This is a genomic window from Paenibacillus sp. LRG-1, from assembly GCF_057220305.1.
This window is the reverse complement of sequence record NZ_CM170126.1, coordinates 2,945,553-2,967,583: the sequence shown is the minus strand read 5'-3', so window position 1 is coordinate 2,967,583 and position 22,031 is coordinate 2,945,553. Positions and strand designations below refer to the sequence as shown.

Genomic DNA, 22,031 nt, shown 5'->3' with positions numbered 1-22,031 from the left:
TCTTATGTTTACGCTGTTTTGGTCACAAAAATCCGACAAAGTCCGGCCAAGGATGACTCCCTGACCGGCACGTTTTAAGCCAAAACCCCAAATGCGTACCCAATAATGCCTACTGCGAATAAAGCAAAAATCAGAGCGATTGCGTTCACTTTCTTTTTCAGTAGCCTCATGCATAAAAAGGTCAATAATAGTGGTAAAAGTCCGGGCATCAATTGATCCAAAATCATCTGAACGGTCGTAATAACCTCTTTTCCATCCGTTCCCACATATCTTGATACCACCAGCGGCACATTCAGGGTGGTCCATTTGGAAACAAGTGCGCCCATAACGAAAAGCCCCAGTATGGAGGCTGACTCCGTGAGTTTTTGCAACCGGTTTCCAGACATATCGGAGACAATCTCCGTACCTTTGTGATAACCGTATTTCAGACCGTACCATTTCGTTGCCAAGCGTGCGGTGTTAAAGAGAAGGAAGAAAAGAACCGGTCCGACAAGGCTGCCGGATAAGGCGATTGAGGCTCCGAGTGCAGCCAGAACCGGGCGTAAAGTCCCCCAGTAAATGGGGTCACCCACTCCCGCAAGGGGTCCCATTAAACCGACTTTGACTCCACTTATGGTGGCATTGTCAATCGGCTGGCCGCTTGCTTTCTGCTCTTCCATCGCAGCCGTTACACCCATAATAGGCGCCGAGATAAACGGTTGAGTGTTGAAAAATTCCAGATGTCTTTTCAATGCCTCTTTTTGATCTTCTTTCTTGCTGTACAGCCGCTTAATCGCAGGGATCAAGGTGACACAGAAACCGATCGACTGCATTCGCTCAAAATTGAACGAGCCTAACAGGAAGCATGAACGGACAAACATCTTATTTAAATCACTTTTAGTCAGCTTCTTTTCTTTCATAGTGCTCTCCTCTCCCTTCAGGTAGTTACTATAACTCTTCAATTTCTTCCATCTTCTCATTACGCTGGTTGTATTTTGGGCTCAGCTGGATGTAAAGCAGAGCCAGAACCGCGCCAATGACCCCAAAACCAACCAGATTAATGCTGGTAAAAGCTGCAATGACAAAGCCCAGAAAGAAGAATGGCATCAGGTATTTGGCTGCCATCATATTAATGACCATCGCATACCCTACGACTACGATAAAGCCGCCCGCAATTTGTAGTCCTCTTGTGATAACCTCCGGAATTGCGTTAAGCATAGCAGTCACCAGGCCCGTTTCTGCGGCAACTGCCACCAAAACAGCGGGCAAAGCAACGCGCAGACCTTGCAAAAGTAAGGCAATAAAGTGACATAGCTCAATTCCTTTGAAATTTGCAGATTCCGCATACTTATCAGCTAAATGCTGGAAGAAGACAGTAATCGTCCTGACAAAAATGGTAAGCACTTGTCCGGCGGCTGCAATTGGAATCGCAACGGCAATTCCGGCGCCGATCGATTGATGGCCGACGATGACCAAAATGGTTGAAACCACACTGGCTAGAGCAGCGTCTGGTGCCATGGATGCTCCTACATTCATCCATCCCAAAGCCATTAATTCCAGAGTACCGCCAAGTATAATGCCAGTTTTGAGATCGCCAAGGACAAGGCCAATCAACGTACACGCAATCAGAGGACGATGGGTTTGCCCTTCATCTAGAACGCTACCCATGCCACATATGGCCGCTACCAGTGTTACCATCACAATTTGAAAAACAGTCATTTCTATAACTCCTCTCTAGTTGCCGCCTGGTATTTACGATCACAAATCCTGCAGTTTGGTAATCAAGTTGATTTTCGGATCACTGGCTACTTTTCTGATTTCCAGCTCAATGCCTCTTTCATGCAGCTTACGAAATGCATCTACATCCTGTTGGTTTACGGATACCGCCCCGGTAATCTGTGTCTTTCCTTCCTTAAAACACATTCCTCCAACATTCACCGAGCGGATGGGTACTCCCCCTTCTACAACCCGCAGTACATCCGTAGGGTTGGTAAAGAGGAACAATGTTTTAAAATCACTGTATTTGGGGTTATTATAAGCCTCTATCGCTTTGTTAATCGTTACGACATACGCCTTAATTCCAGGCGGCGACACCTGAAGCAATAAGGTTTTGCGTAATGTATCCGCTGCGACTTCATCGCTAACCGCGATGATCTTGTTGCACTTCGCTTCTTTCACCCAAACGGTCGCCACCTGACCGTGAATCAGACGGTCATCAATACGAACTAATGCAATTTCCATTCTATAATTCCTCCTCTAATTGACTGTTTCGAATGGCACGAAAAGACATCATGGAATCGTGCCCCGCATGTATCGCTAGATTTACCAAATTCTCTACTTGTTCAATCCCTCTGTTTGCAAGAAGGTCAACGATCATTGGCAGGTTTACTCCTGTCACAATATCCATTTTTTCATGGTTAACCGCAATTCGGCTGGCAGCATTATAAGGACTGCCGCCGAATAGATCAACAAGGAAGATAACACCGTCCGTCCAATCCAGCGATGCCAACGCAGCCTTATATTTCTCTACAAGTCCGCTGACACTTTCACCTGGTTCAAACGTAACACCTGCCACATTATCCAATTGGCCGAAAACCATTTCTGTTGACCTCAGTATTTCTTCAGAAAATTTCCCGTGTGTCCCAACAATTACACCGATCATCTGTCTCACCCCCTTTGTTTCTCTCCACATATATCTATGATGCAAGTTCTGTGCCAAACTTCTGTATAGATCAGAGGGAATTTTGTAAACAACAAAAAAACCCCCGTTGCGTCGGAGGTTTTTTCCAGTCTGAACAGATCATTATTTATCAATCTCCACTGCTTTCATACACATATGAAAGCGTTTTATACTCTTTGGCCATTACTGTGGAATAAAGTTATATACTTCGCTCAACATTTCGCAAATATAATATTTTTCGTCATCAGAAAGAGTAAGATTCATACCAGAAACAAATATGCTGCATGAACGGTTTACCACCTCGAATATGTGCTGGTCGAGCTGTTTCACTTCCCCCTGATAAACAAGTCCATCGCGAATAACCATACGTTCCAGCGCATAAGCTGTGTGAGTAGAAATTTGGACTTTTGTTGCATAATCAAATTTGACTTCTAATCCAAGTTCCAGCTCTTGCACAAATCTCATCACCATTCCCAGAATTTTGTGGGGATTCAAATAAGTCATAAATTCTTTCAGGCTTTCCTCGCATAACTCCCTGACGACTACACTTTGATCCACAGCAGGGATCTGTTTGTTATTCAGCAGTAGCTCTCTCAATGTCTGCTCACCGCTTGCTTCAATCAGCTTTTCCAAAGGAATAAACGGGATTTCCGGCTCGCTTGGCCGTTTTACTCCAATCACAGCAAGAATTGTTCGCTTAGACCGCATATCCTGGACCACTTTATCCAACTCCCTTACGTTTGCCGGGACAACAAGTATTTCCTCATCCGTCAAATCGCAGACAATTTTCTCTACAAACTCTTTCAATTTGACCGCTGCACCTTTGCCGGAGGAGCAAACCGTCACAATTGCCTTATGAACTACTTTCACTGCGGCGCTGCTATTGTTATATCCCCTGAAATCCTTTAGCGATTGGTATATTTCCTCTATCCCCATGTCAAAAACACTGGCCTTTCGGACAGCCTCCAGCGTGAGCGGAGTTGAAACCATATCAATAGTCTTTACATTGATTCCAACACGTTCCATAATAGTTTCTTCAAGATTGAGCAAAGAGCCCATATCAACCAGCAGCAACACGCCTCTACCACGGTCAATGCTCTTTACTTTATCGATAATAAGCTCCAAAATTTCCCTAGGACTGACATCGAGAGGCATATCAACAGCACAAAGATTAGAACTGCCCAGCAAGCTGTCTACGACGCCGACGATGCTGCTCGCTGTACTGGTACCGTGTGCTGCCACAATAATTCCCACACTACCCTGTCGTTCTTCCTCAACAGATTTCAGAAGAATCGCCATATAAGTTATTTCGGCCTCCGGTACATGTACACCAAACTTAGACTCGATCAAACTTTTGATAGTCTGGGCCAGTCTGTACTCTTCATCATGTTCATTCATCGGTTCATAGATTCGTGCATCACCGTATTTTTTCTCTCTGGTGCGCTTGAAAAAGGCGCTTAAATGAAGACTGAAAGCATACACGAATCTCTCGCTGTAAATTCGGTTTAGTTCCTTTTTGGCCATTTCCTTAATCTGCTCGGAGAATTCAAGGATGTCTTTGTCCACAATTTTCAGAATTCGTTCCCTGCTCCCCTTGGTGTTATAAAAACGGTTATAAAAGCTTTTAATATGGATATTGACATCCGTAGCAATAAATCTGTGGATGTAGGCGTCGTCTAGCCCTTCTTCCTTCAGCATGCCAATCTTGTCTTCAATTAGTTTGTAAAGGTTAAACGGCAGCTCGGAAACAACCTCTTCATCCAAAGCTTTTCTTCCTTCAGGAGTAATGTATAGGCACGAGGAAATACATCCGATTTCCTTCATCTTATATTGCGTTTTATCAATATTAAACAAACCATCTCGGATATTTCCCGGCAGGTTTTTAAAATCAAGTCCTATTTCTTCTTTGTTTTCATGTATGCTGTTTAAAAAACCTTTAGCGCATACCAGTTGGATGTTCGACTTTAACTGGCCGATATTGCCGTAGGTGACGCTGCCGATCAGTGCTCTTACTACCTCTGGTTCAATCCTAATCGGCTTGTTTACCCTATTGGACTCGTTAGCAAACAAATGCTTCAAAATCAGCATTTGCTCCTCAATAGCACGTTCCTGAAGGGAAGGGATATTGATTGTGATGGGTATGCGCCTAATGAAGGTTTTTAGCATGGATGATCCGGGATCCTCCGTCGTAGCTCCAATCAATAACACACTCGCATCTCTTTTTCGATCCGTTTCGCCCAATTTGTTATAGGTGTGAGTATCCATGAAATAGAAAATCATTTCCTGGCCTTCCGGGGGTAAACGGTGAATCTCATCCAAAAACAGGATGCCTCCGTCAGCTTTCTCCACCAGCCCTGCTTTTTCATGATCAGCGCCTGTAAACGCCCCTTTAACGTGACCAAAGATGTGGGAAAGTAGCAAGTGGGGGTTATTGAAATAATCAGCGCAGTTAAAAACGATAAATGGCGCATGCTCTGAAAACCGCTTCATATACTTGCCATAATGGTACATCAACCTGGCAAACATAGTTTTTCCAACACCCGTCTGCCCGACTATCAGGGTATGCAGACCTCTAGGAGGATACAGAATCGCTGCCTTCCCCTGCTCAACCTGGTTACGCATGCTGCCCCTGAAACCGATCAAGGCATGGAACGGATCGACCTGTTCGTCAGGCAGCAATACCTCTTTGATGCTTTTGACCTCAATTTGTTTCTCTTTCAGCTGAACCCGAAAGGTGTCCTCGATAATCTGCTTGTGCAGAAATCTGACCGGTCTTCCTTTGATTTTAAGGATTAGATCGTCACGCAGCAGATTATTCAACTCTTTGCTCACATTGTTTCTCAACATCTTTTGATCATCAGCAATTTCCGCAGCCGTAATCCCTTCCCCCGCAAATAAAGCCTCTTTGGAAATTTTCTTGGTGCTTTCGGCAATATACTCTAAAATCTTATCTATTCTTTTCACCTGTATTCCTCCAGCCTGAATCAGTCATTGGAAATTGATTTCAACCTGCTTATTTAGGGAACAGAATATGGTTTTTCAGCGCATGAGCTACTCCATCCTCGTCATTCGAGAGAGTAACGGTGTTGGCAACAGCTTTGACCTCAAGGGGAGCATTTTCCATGGCAATGCCAAGTCCCGCAAAGGCCAGCATGTCGATATCATTGTAGTTGTCACCAATAGCCAGACAATCGCTTTGTTTCAGTTGGTACTCTTTTAGCAGAATTTGAATGGCTGCGGTTTTGAAAGCCTTTTTTGACATGATTTCCAGATAAGTAGGCTTGGATAAGTAGAGATTTACTTCTTCGCCGTATACGGGTCGCAATACTTGAAGGACGCGTCTGATCTCTTCGGGATCACCCATGCACAAAATTTTACTGGTTCCATCAGTCTCTTCCCTCCAACCATTGGTAAGCTTAGAAAAACTATAAATGCGAGGCTCGATATTGGTGATGTCACGTTCTTGAAGCGCCCATGCATCCAATTGCTCAATATACCACTCATCATCCTTATACAGGCTTACGTGAAGATCATAGGCAGCCAGGCTGTCAAGCAAACGCTGTGTCATTTGCTTATCTATATAACGGGTGTTCAGCTTGTTCCCGTGTTTATCTATAACAAGTGCCCCACTGTAGCATATGAGAGGCTCCGAAATACCAAGATGCTTCTGCAATGGAATAATTGCTTTTGGCATTCGCGCAGAGACAAGAACCACTGGAATCTGCTTATCATTTATAACCTGGAGAATGGTTTCTTTGGTTGCTTCCGTGATTTGATGCGCCGAGTTAAGCAGCGTCCCGTCAATATCAATGCAGACAATTTTATAAGTTTCCATAAATGATTCCTCCAGCTCCAGTGTATTTTGTTATTCAATGAATGAGTATACAAGAAAGATAGTGTATATAACCAAAAATACAACACACATAATAACTGTTACTTATTACGACAAGCTTTGGCTTGTTTTGAATCGTTTCTATCAGATAAAATTACTCGGTAACGTTAACATCTAGGCAGGAGAATTGCATAGGCATAGAGAAGTAGATCTTTCATAAATGACTGACTGTGAATTTGTGCCGGAAATGTATGGAAAAGGAGTTTGAATAAGTCAATGATACGATATGGATTACAACAGGAACAAGGATTCAAGCTGGTTATGACGCCCGAATTGCGACAAGCAATCACGATCTTGCAATATTCTTCGGCTGATTTAATATCCTTTCTGCATGAACAGGCGAACAATAATCCAGTCATTGATTTGCCGGAGTTTAATATGTCCATTGGCGGTATCAAAGAAGAAGCAGAGCAGTTTTCACAGAAAGATCAGGGAGAGCTGATTGAACATTATCGTGGCGGAGAAAAATATCCATCGGTCCAGCGAGCAACCCCCGTTACATTTCTGGACTTTGTCCCCAATCCGAATGATACCCTGTTTGAACACCTGAACAGGCAGCTTGGACTGGTATGTGGGCTTACAAATTCACAGCGTATGGTGGCACGGTACCTCATTGGCAATTTGAACGAAATGGGATATTTAGAACTTGATGTTCCAACAGTCGCCTCACTAGTGGACGTTCCCATAGCCGAAATTGAGGATATGCTCTTGGTGATACAGAGTTTTGATCCACCGGGGATCGCCTCTTACAGCTTGGAAGAGTGTCTTCTTCTCCAGCTCCAGCTTGCTGGCATGGATGATGAATGCATAGTCAGAATGGTAAGCAACCATCTGGCTGATCTGGCAAACAATCGGATACAAAAAATTGCGGATGCTCTTGAAATCGGTAGGCGAGAGGTTATACAGATGGCCGATCGAATTCGCAAGCTAAATCCATGCCCGGGCGCAGCATTTGCTCATAAAGAGCAGCAATACATCATAGCAGATATCACGGTCGAAAAAGCCAACGGCGAATATCTTGTCCTGATTAATGACATTAGTGCGCCGCGGGTTGAGATCAACCCTTTTTACCAGCAAATGATGCGGGATCTACCGAATAGTGAAACCAAACTTTTTATCCATGAGAAGATGAATACGGCAAAATGGCTGATCAATAGCCTGAAGCAACGTCGGCTGACCCTTCTACGGGTTGCCAAAGCCATTGTGGAAAAGCAACAGGATTTTTTTGACCATGGCGTGTATTTCCTCAAACCAATCACCCAAAAGGAGATTGCCGAAAAGACGGGCTTACACGAATCCACGGTCAGCAGGGCGGTCAGTAATAAATTTATACAGACGCCTCGCGGATTGTTCGAACTCAAATTCTTCTTTACTTCCTCCTTGACGTCAGCGGACGGAGATGCTGCTTCATCGGAGAGTGCAAAAAAGCGTATCAAAAATTTGATAGATGATGAGGACAAGCAAAAACCGTTATCGGATCAGGCTATTACTACCCTGCTGGGAAAGGAAGGTTTGCATTTATCACGCAGAACCGTGGCGAAATATCGAGAAGAACTAAGATATCTTTCTTCTGCCAAAAGAAAAAAGTTTGAAGTTTGAATGGTTAAAGATAGTGGCGATGCAGCAAGACAGGCAACGTCTCAGGAAAGCTTGATCCGACTCGCTAGTTCTTGAATTCACCATTACACCCCTTTCTTGAACTAGGATGTTTTCACTTTTGAAACGTTTCCAATTTGCTGTAAGAAAAACGTCAGTTAGTAGATCCACACTATGAATCGAAAGAATGAGGCTAATATTTTTCAATAAAATCATGTAGTTTCGCCTTGCTTGAAGACAACGGGGAGACGATACACTTGCTGATCTAAAGTTTCACCTTCGATTTTCTTATAAAGTAATCTGATTGTCATACGTGCCATCTCCTCCACTGGCTGCCTGATTGTAGACAATATCGGATGAAAATAAGGATGATCCTGAATCCCGTCGTAGCCGATAACCTTTACATCCTCTGGAACGCGAATGCCCTCCCTGCGTGCTCTTTCTATATAGCTGGCGGCTAACATATCGGTAATAGCAAAAATGCCGTCCACATCGCGGTGCTCATTTAGGAACTCGTTAAAATAGGCATCGTCGTCCACTATAGGGTCGGGCTTCTCGTAGATTACATAATCGACTCCCAATGTTTGCGCTTCATGAATGAAACCTTTTCTCCGATTCATGGTTTCACTGAAAACGGAAGTGACGCTTCCCATAAAAGCCGGTTTCTGGGCTCCCACTTTAACAAGCTCCCTCAAAGCCAGACGCCCTCCCTCATAATTATCGGAGGTCACACAGGTAATTTTTTTGTTGAAGTGCCTATCAATACTTACAATCGGAATGTCATTGCTTACGCTATTCTCTATATCATTGTAAGTAATGCCGACAATACCAGCCACTTTGTTTTGCCGTAGCATATCCAGATAATGTAGTTCCTTTTCGGGCTTGCCGCCGCTATTACATAACATGAGCTTAAAGCCTTCCCTATCCAACTCATCCTCAATGTAATAAGCCAGTTCAGAAAAAAAAGGATGCCAGATACTTGGAAGCAGCAAGGCTACCATCTTGGATTTCCTCATCTTGAAATTTCGAGCGACTTCATTAGGAAAATAATTCAGTTCTTGTATAGCTTTCTCCACTTTCCTGCGTGTTTCTGGTTTTACAGAGCCCGAGTTGTTAATAACGCGGGACACCGTTCCCACAGCTACGCCAGCTATGTTAGCTACATCTTTAATACTTGGCATCTCCCTCCCCCTATCTCTCTTTATGAAAATTATAATAACACTAAGATGGAAACGTTTCAATTATGTTTGAAACGCTTTTTTTGCTGACTGTTTTCATGCTTCCTAAAGAATGTCGTCGCTTTAATGAAGCTCTATTGTCAGTTGTATGCGGATCTAAAAAAAACAAGGCTTGTGATGAAAATTATCATTAGAGAGAACGGTTAAAATCTGTATCAATTTTTGTTCCGGAAATATGCCTACGCTTGCTCAAGCGTTCTCTCCAGTACATCCGTCAGAAAAATGATTTGCTCTCGAGCTTGCCCTTTTCATGACTACAAATGCCCACGGCCTTTATAAAAGCTTTTTATCTTCCCTGCCGGGCTGAAGCGCCAGTGTGGATTCCATTAGATATACGTCCTTGTCCTCTACATCTGTTCATATTCATCTCTATCCTTCTTGTTTTAGTGGTTAATCCTAAATTTCCCCCGAAAGACACGAATAGCGTTATTAAAAGTTACGTGCCCACCGTTTCTTTAGTCCCATTTGCCAATTTATCGAAGAGATCACGTTAAATTTGTAAAGGCAGCCGATAATCGGCTGCCTTTACGTTTAAATAGTGTTTGCAAAATTATATTTCTTATCTTCTAGAATAGGCTTGCAGATTCGCGTATATAGGCCTTACAAGAGCACATTTCTAAAGTGCTTGCCGTATCAACATTTGCCCAATAGAGCCGCTGGTGCCAAACAGGTAAAGCCCTTCTGGAAAGTGTCTTAGAACGTTGATGCTACTTTGGCCACTTCTTGAAGTCCTTCTTTTACAATCACTTCTGCACGATCCTTGTACTGATTATGTCCTTCAATAATAACATCGGTAGTTTGAATTCCGAAAAGGCCAAGATTCATCTTCACTGGCTTAACCGCTGATTCGAAGGATGCCATCGGCTCTATCGAGTACATTCCTCCACGTGCGCTTAGCAATGCGATTTTTTTATCACCGGCAAGACCAACAGGACCTTCAGCAGTAAATTTAAATGTTTTGCCAACCTGGGAGATATGAGCGATGTAGTTGACCAACGGTGCAGGTGCCATGGTGTTCCAGAGTGGAAAGGCAATGACTACTTTATCTGCGGCAAGGAATTGATCCAGATAACGATTGGACGTTGTTGTGGCTTCCAACTCTTCTGCCGTAAGTTCATAACCTTGACTTAATTTATAGATGCCTGTGATCACAGTATTCCCATAAGTAGGAAGGTTCTCTACGAACAAATCAAGTTCAGTAATTACATCAGACGAATGGGTATCTTTATAAGTCTTGAGAAAAGTCTCATACATCTGAACACTTACTGCTTGATCTGCTGGACGATCATTCGCTTTAATAAAAAGTACATTGGACATAGTAATTTCTCCCTTATAGTAAGATATTTATCTCAGTCCATTTCATATTGTGCCTTTTTTAAGCACATTTAAGACTTTTAAATGCAACTGCGATGAGCACATTATAATTCATTTATTCCTTAATCTCAAGTTCTATTTCTGTACGAATGTTAGGTTACAAAATATGCTTTATAACGTTGTAGTACAGGAGTGACACCTGATTGTTTGGTCAGTAGGAGCAATGGCGTTTTGAGGGGGAGCCCTTTCACAGTATTCGTAACCATATATATCTATCATCTGAATACATCTATAGATGACTAACCGTGATCGATGAGAAGGTATACTTTTAAACATTTTTCTTACAACTAGGGTTTTAAATAACTTACTTTCGTCTATTGTTTGAACTTACCATCAAAATTTATATGACTATCTAAAAGATATTGGGAACGGGTCTATTCTGGTAGTATCCTTTAATACTTTAACAGGTATTACCATACCAGTGCTGTTCTCTATATACAATAGTTGCAAGTATGCGCAATTGTGGGGATGAGCGATCAGTGTACTGTTATAACAAAATCCAGCAAGAAAATAAAAAGTCGCCAATATGGCGACATCTTTAACTCTTAACCACTAAGGCAGCATCATTGGTTAAAGCTTTTGAGATGCATCTTTGAAACAGCACATTACAAATTTATGCCTGTTTTTTTATTTTTTTACTAATTAAAGTAAATCTATACGGTTAGCGACATCATCGATTGTAAACTGACTCAAATATTTTATAGTGTGCTGTTCAGTTTCATACAGAATTTTTTCCAATTCAAGATCAAGCTGTTTAGCGGCATCTCCACAATCGATATCAAAATCAGATTCTGATATATCCGTATTTACTGCATAATAAATATCACCTAAAGTAATTAGACTGGGAGCTTTTCGTAAAATGTAGCCCCCCTCACGTCCACCTTTTGACTCCACGATACCTGCAATGGTTAAAGACTGCATGACTCTTCTCATGAATGTAGCATGCGATTTAACTTGACTCGCAATCATTGCACTAGATAAAACGCTGTTACTTTTTGCTAGCCATACGACAGAATGAACGGCTATTTTAAAACGGGGAGGACCAATGTGGATTCCGCGATTTGCTGTACTCATATGAACACACCTTTTCTCTGTTTAGTTATTATTGGTTATTTAAACTGAATTGGAACTGATAATAAGCTTTAAATATTCTCAATTCGTTCTGCTAAAGAATATATACCTTTTTCTTTCCCGTATATTCAATAATAATCTGCACCGACTCCTTAAACCGCAGCGCATGCACAATCTCCCGCTCCCGCAGAAACTTGAGGCTGTCTTACAGATCCACATCATCCGTCTTGTCAATCAGCCACTGGTATGTAGCTTGGGCCTTTTCTTCGGCGGCTATTTACTCATACAAATCTGCCAGTGGATCACCTCTAGCCGCGTGTAGGTCGTGATGAACGGAACCCCTGTTGCACTGTTGTAGAACAAGACTACTAGACTGCCGCTGCTTTATTAACTAACGTACCCAGTTAGCATAATGACCTGTTTGTTGACTATATGTCCCTAGATTAAGTTCCCCTTTAATAAAGACTGTTCGGCATAAGAAGATCTCTCTTAGAGAGAGCGTTACTTTGTCTGATTGAACAACTAACGTACACCTTCCTCAATAAAAAATTTCAGCCCTTGAGAAAGATAAGGTATCACCAATTGGATATATTCTTCAGCTGGCCTTGTATCGTTATATTGCCAGTTAACGGCCGCCCCGTAAATGCTCCAGCTTAACATTACAGATGCAATTCGAACGGATTCCTCACGGACTCCTGCATTCTGATTCATCATCATCTCGAAAAATACTTGCTCAAGTTCTTTCTTAATTATCGCTTCTATTACAGAAGTAAATGATTCGAAGCTTTTTCGACATTGGGAAGCCAGCGAAGATTGAAATTGAGTAACCGACATAAATACACTGGCAAGCGTCGTTTCATTGAGCTGGTCATGTATTGAAATTTCTCTCATTACGTTCGTCATTAGATGTTCTTCCAGTGTTTTTTCGAGCAGATCGTATTTATCCATAAAATGATAGTAAAAGGTGGCACGGTTGATCGTTGCTTCTGATGTAATGTCTTTAATACTGATATTCTTAAAATCCTTTTTCGTTGAGAGGAGAAGAAATGCATCCATAATTAATCTGCGTGTACGTACAAAACGTGGATCGAGCCTGTTTTCCGTCATCTCATCTCACCTCCACTTTTTAGACATTTCACTGCATATGTCGTATATCCGATAAAAACGTAATTTTATCGGTTGAACAGTAGCATACCAGTAGTTACAATATAACTATACAACAAGTGTTGTAGAAATAATAGATGTATGAAAGACAAGGATACGTTATGATAATTACAATTTTTGGCGCCAGCGGCGCTATAGGAAAGTTGGTCGTAAAAGAAGCTTTAACACACGGCGACCAGGTAGTGGCTTATGTAAGAAGAGCGGATGCTCTGCCTGAAAATCACCCGAATTTACAAGTGGTTGTCGGTAGCCTGGATGACCACCGCAAAATGAAAGATGCGTTTACAAATTCAGACGCCGTGATCAGCGCGCTTGGACCGGCGCAGGATAAATCCAGAAAAGTGAAGGATTTGTCGATCCCCGGGCTCATGAAACCATCATTCAAACCATGCAGGCTTTAAATAAAAAACGTTTTGTCACACTGGGGACGCCTACCGTGAAAGCAAAAGAAGACCGTTCACAAATCAAACATAGAATGGACTGTCGTACGCATTATCAATCCGAATATCAAACAAGACGGCAAGAGCTATGGAATTTCGTTCGGTGATACGAAGTCAGGCATGAATGTATCTCGGGAAAACGTTGCGAAATGCTTGTACGATTTTGTTTGTAAATCTGCCTATATACAAAAAATGCCAATTGTTTTTAATAAATAAGGAGAAAAAATGACAATTACAATATGGATTATACAAGGATTATTGGCAGCCATGTTTCTGTAGAGTTAACAGACGCGGGATTCTGGAAAAGCGGCTTTGCCGCAGTCGGCGCACTCCTTTTGGGTATTACAGTATCATGACTCATATTCGGGTAAAAGGCGGCCTTAGAAACGACGACGATTATTTTCTCGGTATCCTGCCTTTCGTACCGCTGTTCCTGCTCTATTAATTAACTAAAAGAAAGGCTGCCCAAAATGTCAAATATGGATGGAAAACATTTATTCGCTGGGCGAATTGATTGCGGAACAGCACAAGCGAAGGATCGAAGCGGCTGAGCGGGTTACAGCTATTTTGCAATGGCCAAAATGCCGGATGAAGCGGGACTCGATTATTATTTAGAAGGTCACAACAACTTTGCCTTGGGAGTGACCCGTCGACACTTTAATCAACGCTTTGTTAATGTCCCCAAACGTATAAGTTGAATCTATAGAGGGCTTGATATTTTCTTTTTCAACAAGTTTAGTGGTATCTTGTAATTGACTTCCATTGGATTGCACAAATAAAAAGCGATATTCATTTTGATTCTTACGTGCTAAAGAATTGTACATTGACAACAAGTTTATCCCCTATTTCACTCAATGACAGCTGGTACTAAGTCGCTATAGAGAAGCTTTGTGTCATTCCCCCTTGAACAGGGTAAACTTTGTGTCATTCTCCTCGAAAGGGACAAAGTTTGTGTGATTACATGACGAAGCTTTATTACTTATCCATATTATTAACTGCTTTCCTCATTTCTTCATCAGTTAAATGAGTATAAATCATAGTCGTTTGTATTGAGGAATGTCCTAATTGGTTTTTCAATCTAGGCACATCATTGTTCTCCAAGTGATAACGGGTTGCAAATGAATGCCTCAGAGAGTGCACGGTTAAAGCTGGCTTTCCAAAAGCTGTAGCGTATTTTTCGATCAGTTTCTCTATAGATCGCTGAGTTAAGCGTCGGCTTTTTCCTTTACGACCTATAGAGCAGCAATAAACAAAAAGCTTTCAGTTTTCTCTGGTTTATATTTTGATTCTCTGATCTGCAGATAATTTTCTAAATCCAGTAAAGCTTGCTTGCTGAAATACACATATTGTTCTTTATTACCTTTACGGATAACACTTACTAAAGCTTTATTCATATCCAGATCTTCAAGGTTAATGCCTGCAACCTCAGAGAGCCTAAGACCGGATCCTAAAATGAGGGAAACAATGGCTGTATCTCGTTCACGATTAAATTGATGGAAATTGAAAATATGTTTATTCTCTTTATTAATCTTTCCGTAATCATGGGCTACAAATAACCTAAACGACTCAAAATCGTCTTCTCTGAGAATTTTCCCATCAATACGATTGGCAATCGTCTCTTGGCTTTCTTTAACTACATTTAAATCCATTTTGGCCATAACATTGCGCTGGATATATGGCTCTAGGTCACTTATTTCAGCTTTATTCTGTAAGTAATCAAATAAGGATTTTAGTGAGGACAATTTACGGTTAATGGTTAGCTTAGTATTGTCGAGTTGATACTCCAAAAAAGATAAAAAATTCTCCACTTCACGAATGGTTAGTTTCTCTAAAGTAGCTAAATTCTACCCTGGAACGATTCGAGATTTCGCTTGAATATTTGCTCTCTGGTATAACAGGCATTATTCATTACTGGGTTCAAAAACAGGACCGTTTATCCATAGAAAAAATATCGAGCGTTCTTAGCGATATTCACTTCAAGAACGTTCAAGACTTATTTGCCGACGAACAAAACAGGGCTTAAATCGTCCAAGAACGATTTAAGCCCTACCCCATATCTAACTTACACCGATGACTGGCAGCTTGCCATCTCTCAACGATGCCAATGCTAAACTCGATTCTTGATCAGGTAAGTGTATGTTCTCTTAATCTTACGGCTGGGCCTTCATCCAGCGGCTACTCAAGGCAACAAACAAGGCAACGCAGAGAGAAACGCTGGCAGAAATCCAGAAGATGGCTCTGTAACCGGCGGAGTCTGCCACCAGGCCTAGAACGAGACTACCAATCACGGTTCCAAAATCGGACATGGAGATAAATAACCCCATCCATACTTTTCGACGTTCTTTTCCGAGTGTGATGCTCAGGTAAGCGGCAAGCACAGGATACACATTAGCTATGCCATAGCCGATCATCGCACCGCCCCCGTACAGCATCCATGCATTACCTGTTACTGGGGCAAAAGCTACAAGTGCCAGACCTATCGTGAGCGAAACCAACAGCATGCCGACATATACGGAATGCCAGTTCCCGTCCGAAGGCAGATTCTTACGGAAAGCAAATCTTGCTGTCACGATCACGCCCGATTGAATAGCAAAAAACACCCCCGCATTGCCGATTCCGGTCTGTATCACATACAAGGCAAGAAACGCCGTTACCGCGCCAAACCCAATCGTTGCGCTCATCATCACGAGGCTGCTCAGCATGAAGTGACGGTTCCAGAGCGTGGATCGTGCGCTTCTATCTATTTCATGCTTGGTTGTCGTTTGCTTCGCGGGACGCTTTGCCGCTTTGATGTGCTGCGTGGCTCTTCCTGTTCCATAGCCCGAGATGAGCGTCAATGCGCCCAAAACCAAAAGGCCTGCGTAAAATCCGTTCAGTCCAGCTTTTTCCCAGGCGATCCATCCCAGTGCAGGCATCATAACCGAGGGTAGCAAACCAAACAACAAGTATAGAGATAATCCCTGAGCACGGTCACGCTCGGGCAACAGGTCCATAACAGCCATCTGCACGGTCAACGAAAAGAATGCGGCGACAGCGCCTTGCAAACCCCGGACAATAATGTAAGAAACGTTGCCTTGCCATACAAACAATAGCAAAACTAACAGATGCCCCGCCAGAATAAAACGTAGAATACGGGCAATCCCGAATCGTTCAACGACGATTCCCGCCCATGGTCGCAGCAGCATGCTAACTAGCAAATACATCCCCACGATCATACCGATCTTGTCGTTTCCATAGCCAATGCTTTGCGTATAGAGAGGCAATATCATCTGAACGAAGGCGTTAGCACTATAAAACAAAAAAGTGAGGGTATATAGGCGTAGCAACACGGGGGAAAATGCACCGTTGCGAGCGTATGGCAAATCTTTGCTTCGATTCATGCCCAGGCGCCTTTACGCTGCCCTGCGTCAACATAGAAAGGCCTATCCTTCCGAATTGTACCCAACTCTGGATGTCCGGATAATGAGGCGTCTAACAACTGCTTAACTGCTGGTTCCCTGGATACCTTCATCTCGGCTATCGTCGAGAAGCTACCGCATAAGCTACCCTGATCTAATACAGTCCATCGGTCACATAGTGCAAAAGCAGCCTTCAGGTTGTGCGTGATGAATACGTAGGACATATCCCGTTGTTTCTTTAAATCGCGTAAAACATCGATAATATGTACCTGGTTGGCAATATCCAAGCTGCTGACAGCTTCATCGAGCACGATAAAGCTGGGTCTGGAGATCATGGCGCGTGCAATGTTAATGCGCTGTAGTTGTCCACCGCTGAATTGTCTTGGCAGCTTGTTCATGGCACTTGCAGGTAGTCCGACGATGTCCAAAGCTTCGCCGATGCGGTAATCCTTTTCCCCATTCGTTAGTCGCTCGAAATTGTCCAGGGGCTCCCCGATGATTTGTGCTGCCGTCATCTTGGGATTTACCGAAGAATAACAATCCTGAAATACGGCCTGTACATGCTTCCGTAACTGTTTCTTCGTTCGATTGTCGCAAGCATACATATCCTTACCATCAACAAGTACTGAGCCCCGTTGAGGGCGCTGCAAGCCAAGCATGATTTTGCCGAGTGTACTCTTGCCTGCACCGCTCCCCCCAACAAACCGATGCATTGTCCTGCCTCCAGCGTCATGGAGATATCCTTCACGACAGCTCCCTGCAACTTCTGTTTCGATTTCCACCAAGAGTTGTTCGCAGAATCATACGTGTGAGTGACGCCAGAAAGTTCTAGCAGTGCCATTATTCTTCCCTCCGTTCATTCATTCAACCGACTGCGTAGCAATTCTTGTGTATAGGAATGTTGTGGTCGATTGAATATGGATAATACGTCGTTATGTTCCACGATCCGTCCTTCATGCATCACGATGACCTCGTCTGCCATCTCTGCGATGACGTCAAGATCATGCGTAATAAGCAGGATGGCAACGTCCTGGTTCATCCGCAGTCTCTCTAGTTCCTCCAATACATGGTATTGATTAATGGTATCGAGGGCTGTGGTGGGCTCGTCCGCAATGACGATGGAGGGTGACAGACACATCGTTAGCGCAATCAACACGCGTTGCAGCATGCCTCCGCTAAGCTCGAACGGATATCGTTTGAGAAGTTCCAGCGGATCAGGCAGCCTTACACTTTCAAGTGCCTGCACAGCCAGTGTCAACGCATCCGTTTTACTACACCGGGCATGTGTGCGGATCGTTTCGACAAACTGGCTTCCGATGGTATGAACAGAAACCAGTGCATTCATTGGATTTTGAACAATATATCCAATATCATTTCCGCGAATGGTGCGTAACTGCTCTTCAGTCATGCCGTTCAGTTCATCACCTCTCAGTCTGATGCTGCCGTTTATGCGGATGGCAGGATCGAGTAGCTGAAGAATCGATCGACAGGTTAGCGTTTTGCCGCTGCCACTCTGTCCTGCAAGACCTACGACGCGTCCAGGCTGCAACGAAAACGAAACATCATGCAGCAATCGTTGAGAAGCGCCGTCTTCGATCACATCGGCACAGACATTATGAAGTGCAAGCAATGGTTCAGGGGTTGCCGATCTGACGTGATGTTCTTCGAACATTGCGGGTGCTCCTCTCCTTCACTTTCTTTACGCCGAGCAGTTGGGAGAGCGACTCCCCCAGTACATTGAACGCGGTGACTACAAGTAAAATACACAATCCCGGATATAGCATTAGGGAAGGGTGTTCGCGCAAATAGCCGCGTCCTTCATTAATCATCGCTCCCCATTCCGCGGTAGGCGGCTGAATGCCGAGTCCCAGGAAGGAAAGAGCTGAAATATCCATGATGGCCCACCCCATCTCTAGCGTACCGATCACCACAATTTGCGGGAAAATATGCGGGAAAACGTGTCTTCTCAGGATCGCTAATCGGCTGGAACCGCAAATGAGGGCAGCCAGCAAATACGGCTCGGAACGCAGATGCAACACCAGACCCCGGGTCATACGTGCATAGTACACCCACTGTACCAGCAGCAGTGCAATAATGACCTGATATATCCCTGGTCCAAGCATACCAACGATGCCAAGCACAAGGACGAGGTTCGGAAATGCAAGCATGCCGTCGCAAATCCGCATTAATAGCTGATCCAGCCAACCGCCTACGTAACCGGATAACATGCCAATCGATACACCAACCAGCACAGATATGGAAAAGACACCCAACACCAGTCCAAACGTAATCCGGACACCATAGATGAGTCTGGACAACACATCCCTGCCCAAATGGTCGGTACCCAGTAAATGCTCAGCCGAGGATGGAACGAGCTTGTCAGCCATTCGTATCTGATTCGGATCATGGGGAGCTATCCATGGAGCAAAGATAGCTGTTACTGCACAAACACACAAAAAGAACAGGCACAAGCCTACGACCAGCCGCTTGCCAAAAATCAAACTTTTCAATTTCATATTCCTACCTGCTCCTTTCTTGCAAGGAAAGCCTCGGATCAGCAGCCATGTGCAGAAGATCGGTTAGGAGACTTGTACATAAGTAAAGACAGGCAGCAAAAAAAACATAGCCCTGAATGACTGGTAAATCGCGGTTGAAAATGGATTCCACGAAAAACTGCCCCAAACCGGGCCAGGAGAATACTCGTTCTACCACAATCGTTCCCGTGATAAGCCTACCTAGATTCATACCGAATCCGGTAATGATGGGGAGGATGGCCAGTCGAACCACATGTCTGAGCATGATGCTGCGCGGCTTTAATCCTCGTGTATGCGCATAGTCCACGTAAGCCTGCTTCATCTGCTCCAGAATACTCTCGCGAAACAGTCGGGCATAGGTTGCCACAAGTGCCAAAGAGAGAGTCAATGATGGTAAAATCAAATGCTGCCATGTGCCCTTTCCTTCCACGGGAAGCAAGTCCCCGTGGAGGGCAAACAGATAGATCAGTAAGTAACCCAGCATGAATTGCGGTAAGGATGCGCCGATGTAGGAAAGAATGCGCACCGCATAATCTACCCACCGCCCGGCGTGTACGGCCGAGAGATACCCTAGTGTGACAACAGCTACGAAAGCGATCAACATACTGCTCCCCGTCAACTGCAACGTTGCGGGCAACCGTTGCCAAATCTCTCCCCAGACAGACTTGGAGGACAGGTACGACGTCCCGAGGTCTAGCTGTAGCATGCGAACAGCAGATTGAACGTACTGAGACATAAAGGGATCGTCCAGCCCCAGTTCTCCCCTCTTCTCCTGTAGCATTTGCTCGTTAGGCTTGATATGAGCTGCCGAGAAGTACGCCTCGGCCGGATCAACCGGAGAGAGCCTCATTAGCACAAAAGCTACGAAGGTGGCGAACAGCACGAGTGGAACCAGCGTCAGTGCTCTTCTAAAAATATAACCTGCCATGAGTGGCCCTTCCTTTTCTTTATTTTAGGTGAATGCTATTAAATGGATGATCCCATCTGCTCTCCGGAAATGAAACGTTATCCAGTGTTTTCTGGTATACGTTATATTGACGAATATAGGACAGGGGTATAATAACCGATTCTTCCTGAACTTTTTGTAAAATCTGATCATAAAGCTCTTGTCTCTGTTTCTCGTCAACGGAAGCCAGTACTTGCCTGATCTGTTCGTCAAGCTCTGCCTTGCCTTCAATATTGAGATGTGCCTCTGCAACGCCAAAGGTAGGCTCCGCTACCGCATTGACCAATGTATGTGGATCGTAAGGCACTCCGGAGTTGAACCAAAAGTTCATGTCATAGTCTCCCTCACGGAAACGTTTGGTCTGTTCGGTCAGCTCAAGTCCCGTCAACTGAAGTTCAACGCCAAGTCCAGCCCATTCGGCCTGAAGTGTCTCGCCCATCGCTTTCTGGATGCGGTCAGTTGTATCGTACATCAGCTCAAACGACAGCTTCTCGCCATCCTTTTCCCTGGTACCGCCCGATGCCGGAACCTTCCATCCTGCCTCGTCCAGATAAGCTGCTGCTTTGGAGGCATCGTATGCAAATCCAGGGAACGTCTGGCTAACGTAAGGATAATCGGTCGTTAGCACCTGCGTCGCAGGCTGTTCCACGTCAGACGTGATGCCTTTGACCATCGCAGCCTTGTCAAATCCGTGATGCAATGCAAGCCTTACTCGCGTATCTGCCAGCTTTTCATTCTGCGTATTCAGGATTAAGTTTCGCGTGCCCAACGGGCCCGATACTTCCGTTTCGAATGCATCGTTCTTTTGCAGGCGCGTGAATTCGTCAAGGCTAATGGAACCCTCTCCGAAAATGAGATCAAGATCGCCTTTCTCGAAGGCTAGTACCCGAGTTTCGGCATCCGGTATGATGCGGACCGTGATCTTGTCCAGTTCAGGCTGTTCGCCCCAATAGTTCGGGTTTTTCACGAATACGCTGTATTCATCCTGCTTGTATTCTTCAAGCATCCATGGCCCCGTGCCGATGGGAGACTGAATGCTTTCCAGCGTATTGTCCCCTTCCGGGAAGCCTGCATCGGCCAAGAAGCGGAATGGACGCACGGTCGTTAAGTCCTGCAAAACCGGATAGTACGGCTCTGACATGACAAGCTTGACGGTGTACTCGTCAACAAGCTCGAGGTGATCCAGCAATTTGGCCGTTCCCAGCCAGCTATGCGTCGTCTTGTTTTGCAGGATCGCGTCTATGTTACGCTTGACGCTAGCGGCATTGAACGGTGTTCCGTCCGAGTATTGGACGTCCTCCCGAAGATGGAAAGTATATTCTTTGCCGTCCTCGCTAATCTCCCAACTGGTGGCCAAATGAGGCTTGATTTTTCCCCCTTCGCCGTACTCAACCAGCGGTTCGTAAATCATGGATTGTGAGAACAGCTGTGATGGATAGTACGCGTGCGGATTAGATGGACCCAAATCCCTCATCCATGAAACCGTTATTTCTTTAGCTCTTTCCTGTTCCCCGTTAGCTGACGCAGATGGTGCTGCCTCCTCTTTTTTGGAACATGCCGCTGTCACAGCAAGCAGAAGCATAAATAGCATGACAAGTATGCCTTGGAACATTTTTCTCTTTCGCATGGTAAAGCCCCCTAAAACATTAATGAGAATGAAAATCATCTTCAATTTATGTTAAGGAGTTTGGTATGATTGAACAATGGATATATTTCTGA

The 22,031-nt window shown here is 44.2% G+C and carries 20 protein-coding genes and 2 pseudogenes; 3 read left to right on the top strand and 19 right to left on the bottom strand.

The features are described 5' to 3' along the window. Nucleotides 1-74: 74 nt before the first annotated feature. The 6 genes from manZ to ACUUJN_RS13005 form a co-directional block, all read right to left on the bottom strand. On the bottom strand, nt 75-899 hold the full coding sequence (manZ, locus tag ACUUJN_RS13030; protein ID WP_013309479.1) for a PTS mannose transporter subunit IID: 825 nt from the start codon (nt 897-899) through the stop codon (nt 75-77). 28 nt (nt 900-927) lie between these two features. Next, a complete protein-coding gene (locus ACUUJN_RS13025; RefSeq protein ID WP_023988666.1) occupies nt 928-1,698 on the bottom strand; it encodes a PTS mannose/fructose/sorbose transporter subunit IIC in 771 nt (256 codons plus the stop codon). A 39-nt stretch (nt 1,699-1,737) separates the two neighbouring features. Next, nucleotides 1,738-2,220 (bottom strand): mannose/fructose/sorbose PTS transporter subunit IIB, encoded by a 483-nt coding sequence (locus ACUUJN_RS13020; RefSeq protein WP_023988665.1) that lies wholly within the window; start codon nt 2,218-2,220, stop codon nt 1,738-1,740. Between the two features lies 1 nt (nt 2,221). Next, nucleotides 2,222-2,641 (bottom strand): PTS sugar transporter subunit IIA, encoded by a 420-nt coding sequence (locus tag ACUUJN_RS13015; RefSeq protein ID WP_013309476.1) that lies wholly within the window; start codon nt 2,639-2,641, stop codon nt 2,222-2,224. A 201-nt stretch (nt 2,642-2,842) separates the two neighbouring features. Beyond that, nucleotides 2,843-5,623, bottom strand: coding sequence for a sigma-54-dependent transcriptional regulator (locus ACUUJN_RS13010; RefSeq protein ID WP_339202215.1), 2,781 nt, complete (start codon nt 5,621-5,623; stop codon nt 2,843-2,845). A 49-nt stretch (nt 5,624-5,672) separates the two neighbouring features. Next, nucleotides 5,673-6,494: a Cof-type HAD-IIB family hydrolase gene (locus ACUUJN_RS13005; RefSeq protein WP_339202213.1), complete on the bottom strand. Its 822-nt coding sequence runs from the start codon at nt 6,492-6,494 to the stop codon at nt 5,673-5,675. Between the two features lie 273 nt (nt 6,495-6,767). On the opposite strand from ACUUJN_RS13005, the gene rpoN reads away from it, so the two are divergent. Next, on the top strand, nt 6,768-8,150 hold the full coding sequence (gene rpoN, locus ACUUJN_RS13000; protein ID WP_484669711.1) for an RNA polymerase factor sigma-54: 1,383 nt from the start codon (nt 6,768-6,770) through the stop codon (nt 8,148-8,150). Between the two features lie 209 nt (nt 8,151-8,359). On the opposite strand, the gene ACUUJN_RS12995 is transcribed toward rpoN, so the two are convergent. The 5 genes and pseudogenes from ACUUJN_RS12995 to ACUUJN_RS12975 all read right to left on the bottom strand — a co-directional run bounded on the left by ACUUJN_RS12995 (nt 8,360) and on the right by ACUUJN_RS12975 (nt 12,937). Then, nucleotides 8,360-9,328 carry a LacI family DNA-binding transcriptional regulator gene (locus ACUUJN_RS12995; protein ID WP_484669710.1) on the bottom strand — a complete coding sequence of 323 codons (969 nt, stop codon included), beginning with the start codon at nt 9,326-9,328 and terminating at the stop codon, nt 8,360-8,362. Nucleotides 9,329-10,078: 750 nt separating this feature from the next. After that, entirely contained in the window at nt 10,079-10,729 is a 651-nt protein-coding gene (locus ACUUJN_RS12990; RefSeq protein ID WP_305953850.1) for an FMN-dependent NADH-azoreductase, read from the bottom strand. Nucleotides 10,730-11,401: 672 nt separating this feature from the next. Further along, a complete protein-coding gene (locus ACUUJN_RS12985; protein ID WP_023988659.1) occupies nt 11,402-11,833 on the bottom strand; it encodes an RrF2 family transcriptional regulator in 432 nt (143 codons plus the stop codon). A 91-nt stretch (nt 11,834-11,924) separates the two neighbouring features. Beyond that, nucleotides 11,925-12,193: pseudogene (locus ACUUJN_RS12980) on the bottom strand (manganese catalase family protein); the annotation flags it as partial. A 159-nt stretch (nt 12,194-12,352) separates the two neighbouring features. Then, nucleotides 12,353-12,937 (bottom strand): TetR/AcrR family transcriptional regulator, encoded by a 585-nt coding sequence (locus ACUUJN_RS12975; RefSeq protein ID WP_028541261.1) that lies wholly within the window; start codon nt 12,935-12,937, stop codon nt 12,353-12,355. A gap of 158 nt (nt 12,938-13,095) precedes the next feature. Between ACUUJN_RS12975 and ACUUJN_RS12970 the strand changes: the two genes are divergently transcribed. Both ACUUJN_RS12970 and ACUUJN_RS12965 read left to right on the top strand, forming a co-directional pair. Next, nucleotides 13,096-13,395 (top strand): NAD(P)-dependent oxidoreductase, encoded by a 300-nt coding sequence (locus ACUUJN_RS12970; protein WP_179085403.1) that lies wholly within the window; start codon nt 13,096-13,098, stop codon nt 13,393-13,395. Nucleotides 13,396-13,917: 522 nt separating this feature from the next. Further along, nucleotides 13,918-14,049, top strand: a complete 132-nt coding sequence (locus ACUUJN_RS12965; RefSeq protein ID WP_256026521.1) for a hypothetical protein — start codon at nt 13,918-13,920, stop codon at nt 14,047-14,049. Here the strand turns inward: ACUUJN_RS12965 and ACUUJN_RS12960 are convergent. From ACUUJN_RS12960 to nikA, 8 genes and pseudogenes are all read right to left on the bottom strand, one after another. Beyond that, nucleotides 14,046-14,258 (bottom strand): zinc-binding dehydrogenase, encoded by a 213-nt coding sequence (locus ACUUJN_RS12960; RefSeq protein WP_023988655.1) that lies wholly within the window; start codon nt 14,256-14,258, stop codon nt 14,046-14,048. The two genes, ACUUJN_RS12965 and ACUUJN_RS12960, sit on opposite strands and share 4 nt — an antisense overlap. A gap of 151 nt (nt 14,259-14,409) precedes the next feature. Continuing rightward, nucleotides 14,410-15,275, bottom strand: a pseudogene (gene xerS / locus ACUUJN_RS12955) (tyrosine recombinase XerS); the annotation flags it as partial. 309 nt (nt 15,276-15,584) lie between these two features. Next, a complete protein-coding gene (cntE, locus tag ACUUJN_RS12950) occupies nt 15,585-16,814 on the bottom strand; it encodes a staphylopine family metallophore export MFS transporter CntE (protein WP_049828392.1) in 1,230 nt (409 codons plus the stop codon). Next, the gene (locus ACUUJN_RS12945; protein WP_484669709.1) at nt 16,811-17,545 is read right to left on the bottom strand and encodes an ABC transporter ATP-binding protein; all 735 of its coding nucleotides are present in this window, start codon (nt 17,543-17,545) and stop codon (nt 16,811-16,813) included. Before ACUUJN_RS12945 ends, cntE begins: the two co-directional genes overlap by 4 nt. 143 nt (nt 17,546-17,688) lie before the next feature. After that, nucleotides 17,689-18,504 carry an ABC transporter ATP-binding protein gene (locus ACUUJN_RS12940; RefSeq protein ID WP_048481501.1) on the bottom strand — a complete coding sequence of 272 codons (816 nt, stop codon included), beginning with the start codon at nt 18,502-18,504 and terminating at the stop codon, nt 17,689-17,691. Then, the gene (nikC, locus tag ACUUJN_RS12935) at nt 18,467-19,348 is read right to left on the bottom strand and encodes a nickel transporter permease (RefSeq protein ID WP_484669708.1); all 882 of its coding nucleotides are present in this window, start codon (nt 19,346-19,348) and stop codon (nt 18,467-18,469) included. Before nikC ends, ACUUJN_RS12940 begins: the two co-directional genes overlap by 38 nt. A gap of 4 nt (nt 19,349-19,352) precedes the next feature. Continuing rightward, entirely contained in the window at nt 19,353-20,294 is a 942-nt protein-coding gene (locus ACUUJN_RS12930; RefSeq protein ID WP_484669707.1) for an ABC transporter permease subunit, read from the bottom strand. A 19-nt stretch (nt 20,295-20,313) separates the two neighbouring features. Continuing rightward, nucleotides 20,314-21,939, bottom strand: coding sequence for a nickel ABC transporter substrate-binding protein (nikA, locus tag ACUUJN_RS12925; protein ID WP_068938412.1), 1,626 nt, complete (start codon nt 21,937-21,939; stop codon nt 20,314-20,316). Between the last annotated feature and the right edge of the window lie 92 nt (nt 21,940-22,031).

What these genes read in the sequence shown, in the direction of transcription:
- manZ (WP_013309479.1), bottom strand. Translation starts at nt 899, where the DNA reads ATGAAAGAAAAGAAGCTGACTAAAAGTGATTTAAATAAGATGTTTGTC.
- ACUUJN_RS13025 (WP_023988666.1), bottom strand. Translation starts at nt 1,698, where the DNA reads ATGACTGTTTTTCAAATTGTGATGGTAACACTGGTAGCGGCCATATGT.
- ACUUJN_RS13020 (WP_023988665.1), bottom strand. Translation starts at nt 2,220, where the DNA reads ATGGAAATTGCATTAGTTCGTATTGATGACCGTCTGATTCACGGTCAG.
- ACUUJN_RS13015 (WP_013309476.1), bottom strand. Translation starts at nt 2,641, where the DNA reads ATGATCGGTGTAATTGTTGGGACACACGGGAAATTTTCTGAAGAAATA.
- ACUUJN_RS13005 (WP_339202213.1), bottom strand. Translation starts at nt 6,494, where the DNA reads ATGGAAACTTATAAAATTGTCTGCATTGATATTGACGGGACGCTGCTT.
- rpoN (WP_484669711.1), top strand. Translation starts at nt 6,768, where the DNA reads ATGATACGATATGGATTACAACAGGAACAAGGATTCAAGCTGGTTATG.
- ACUUJN_RS12995 (WP_484669710.1), bottom strand. Translation starts at nt 9,328, where the DNA reads ATGCCAAGTATTAAAGATGTAGCTAACATAGCTGGCGTAGCTGTGGGA.
- ACUUJN_RS12985 (WP_023988659.1), bottom strand. Translation starts at nt 11,833, where the DNA reads ATGAGTACAGCAAATCGCGGAATCCACATTGGTCCTCCCCGTTTTAAA.
- ACUUJN_RS12975 (WP_028541261.1), bottom strand. Translation starts at nt 12,937, where the DNA reads ATGACGGAAAACAGGCTCGATCCACGTTTTGTACGTACACGCAGATTA.
- ACUUJN_RS12970 (WP_179085403.1), top strand. Translation starts at nt 13,096, where the DNA reads ATGATAATTACAATTTTTGGCGCCAGCGGCGCTATAGGAAAGTTGGTC.
- ACUUJN_RS12965 (WP_256026521.1), top strand. Translation starts at nt 13,918, where the DNA reads ATGGAAAACATTTATTCGCTGGGCGAATTGATTGCGGAACAGCACAAG.
- ACUUJN_RS12960 (WP_023988655.1), bottom strand. Translation starts at nt 14,258, where the DNA reads ATGTACAATTCTTTAGCACGTAAGAATCAAAATGAATATCGCTTTTTA.
- cntE (WP_049828392.1), bottom strand. Translation starts at nt 16,814, where the DNA reads ATGAATCGAAGCAAAGATTTGCCATACGCTCGCAACGGTGCATTTTCC.
- ACUUJN_RS12945 (WP_484669709.1), bottom strand. Translation starts at nt 17,545, where the DNA reads ATGCATCGGTTTGTTGGGGGGAGCGGTGCAGGCAAGAGTACACTCGGC.
- ACUUJN_RS12940 (WP_048481501.1), bottom strand. Translation starts at nt 18,504, where the DNA reads ATGTTCGAAGAACATCACGTCAGATCGGCAACCCCTGAACCATTGCTT.
- nikC (WP_484669708.1), bottom strand. Translation starts at nt 19,348, where the DNA reads ATGAAATTGAAAAGTTTGATTTTTGGCAAGCGGCTGGTCGTAGGCTTG.
- ACUUJN_RS12930 (WP_484669707.1), bottom strand. Translation starts at nt 20,294, where the DNA reads ATGGCAGGTTATATTTTTAGAAGAGCACTGACGCTGGTTCCACTCGTG.
- nikA (WP_068938412.1), bottom strand. Translation starts at nt 21,939, where the DNA reads ATGCGAAAGAGAAAAATGTTCCAAGGCATACTTGTCATGCTATTTATG.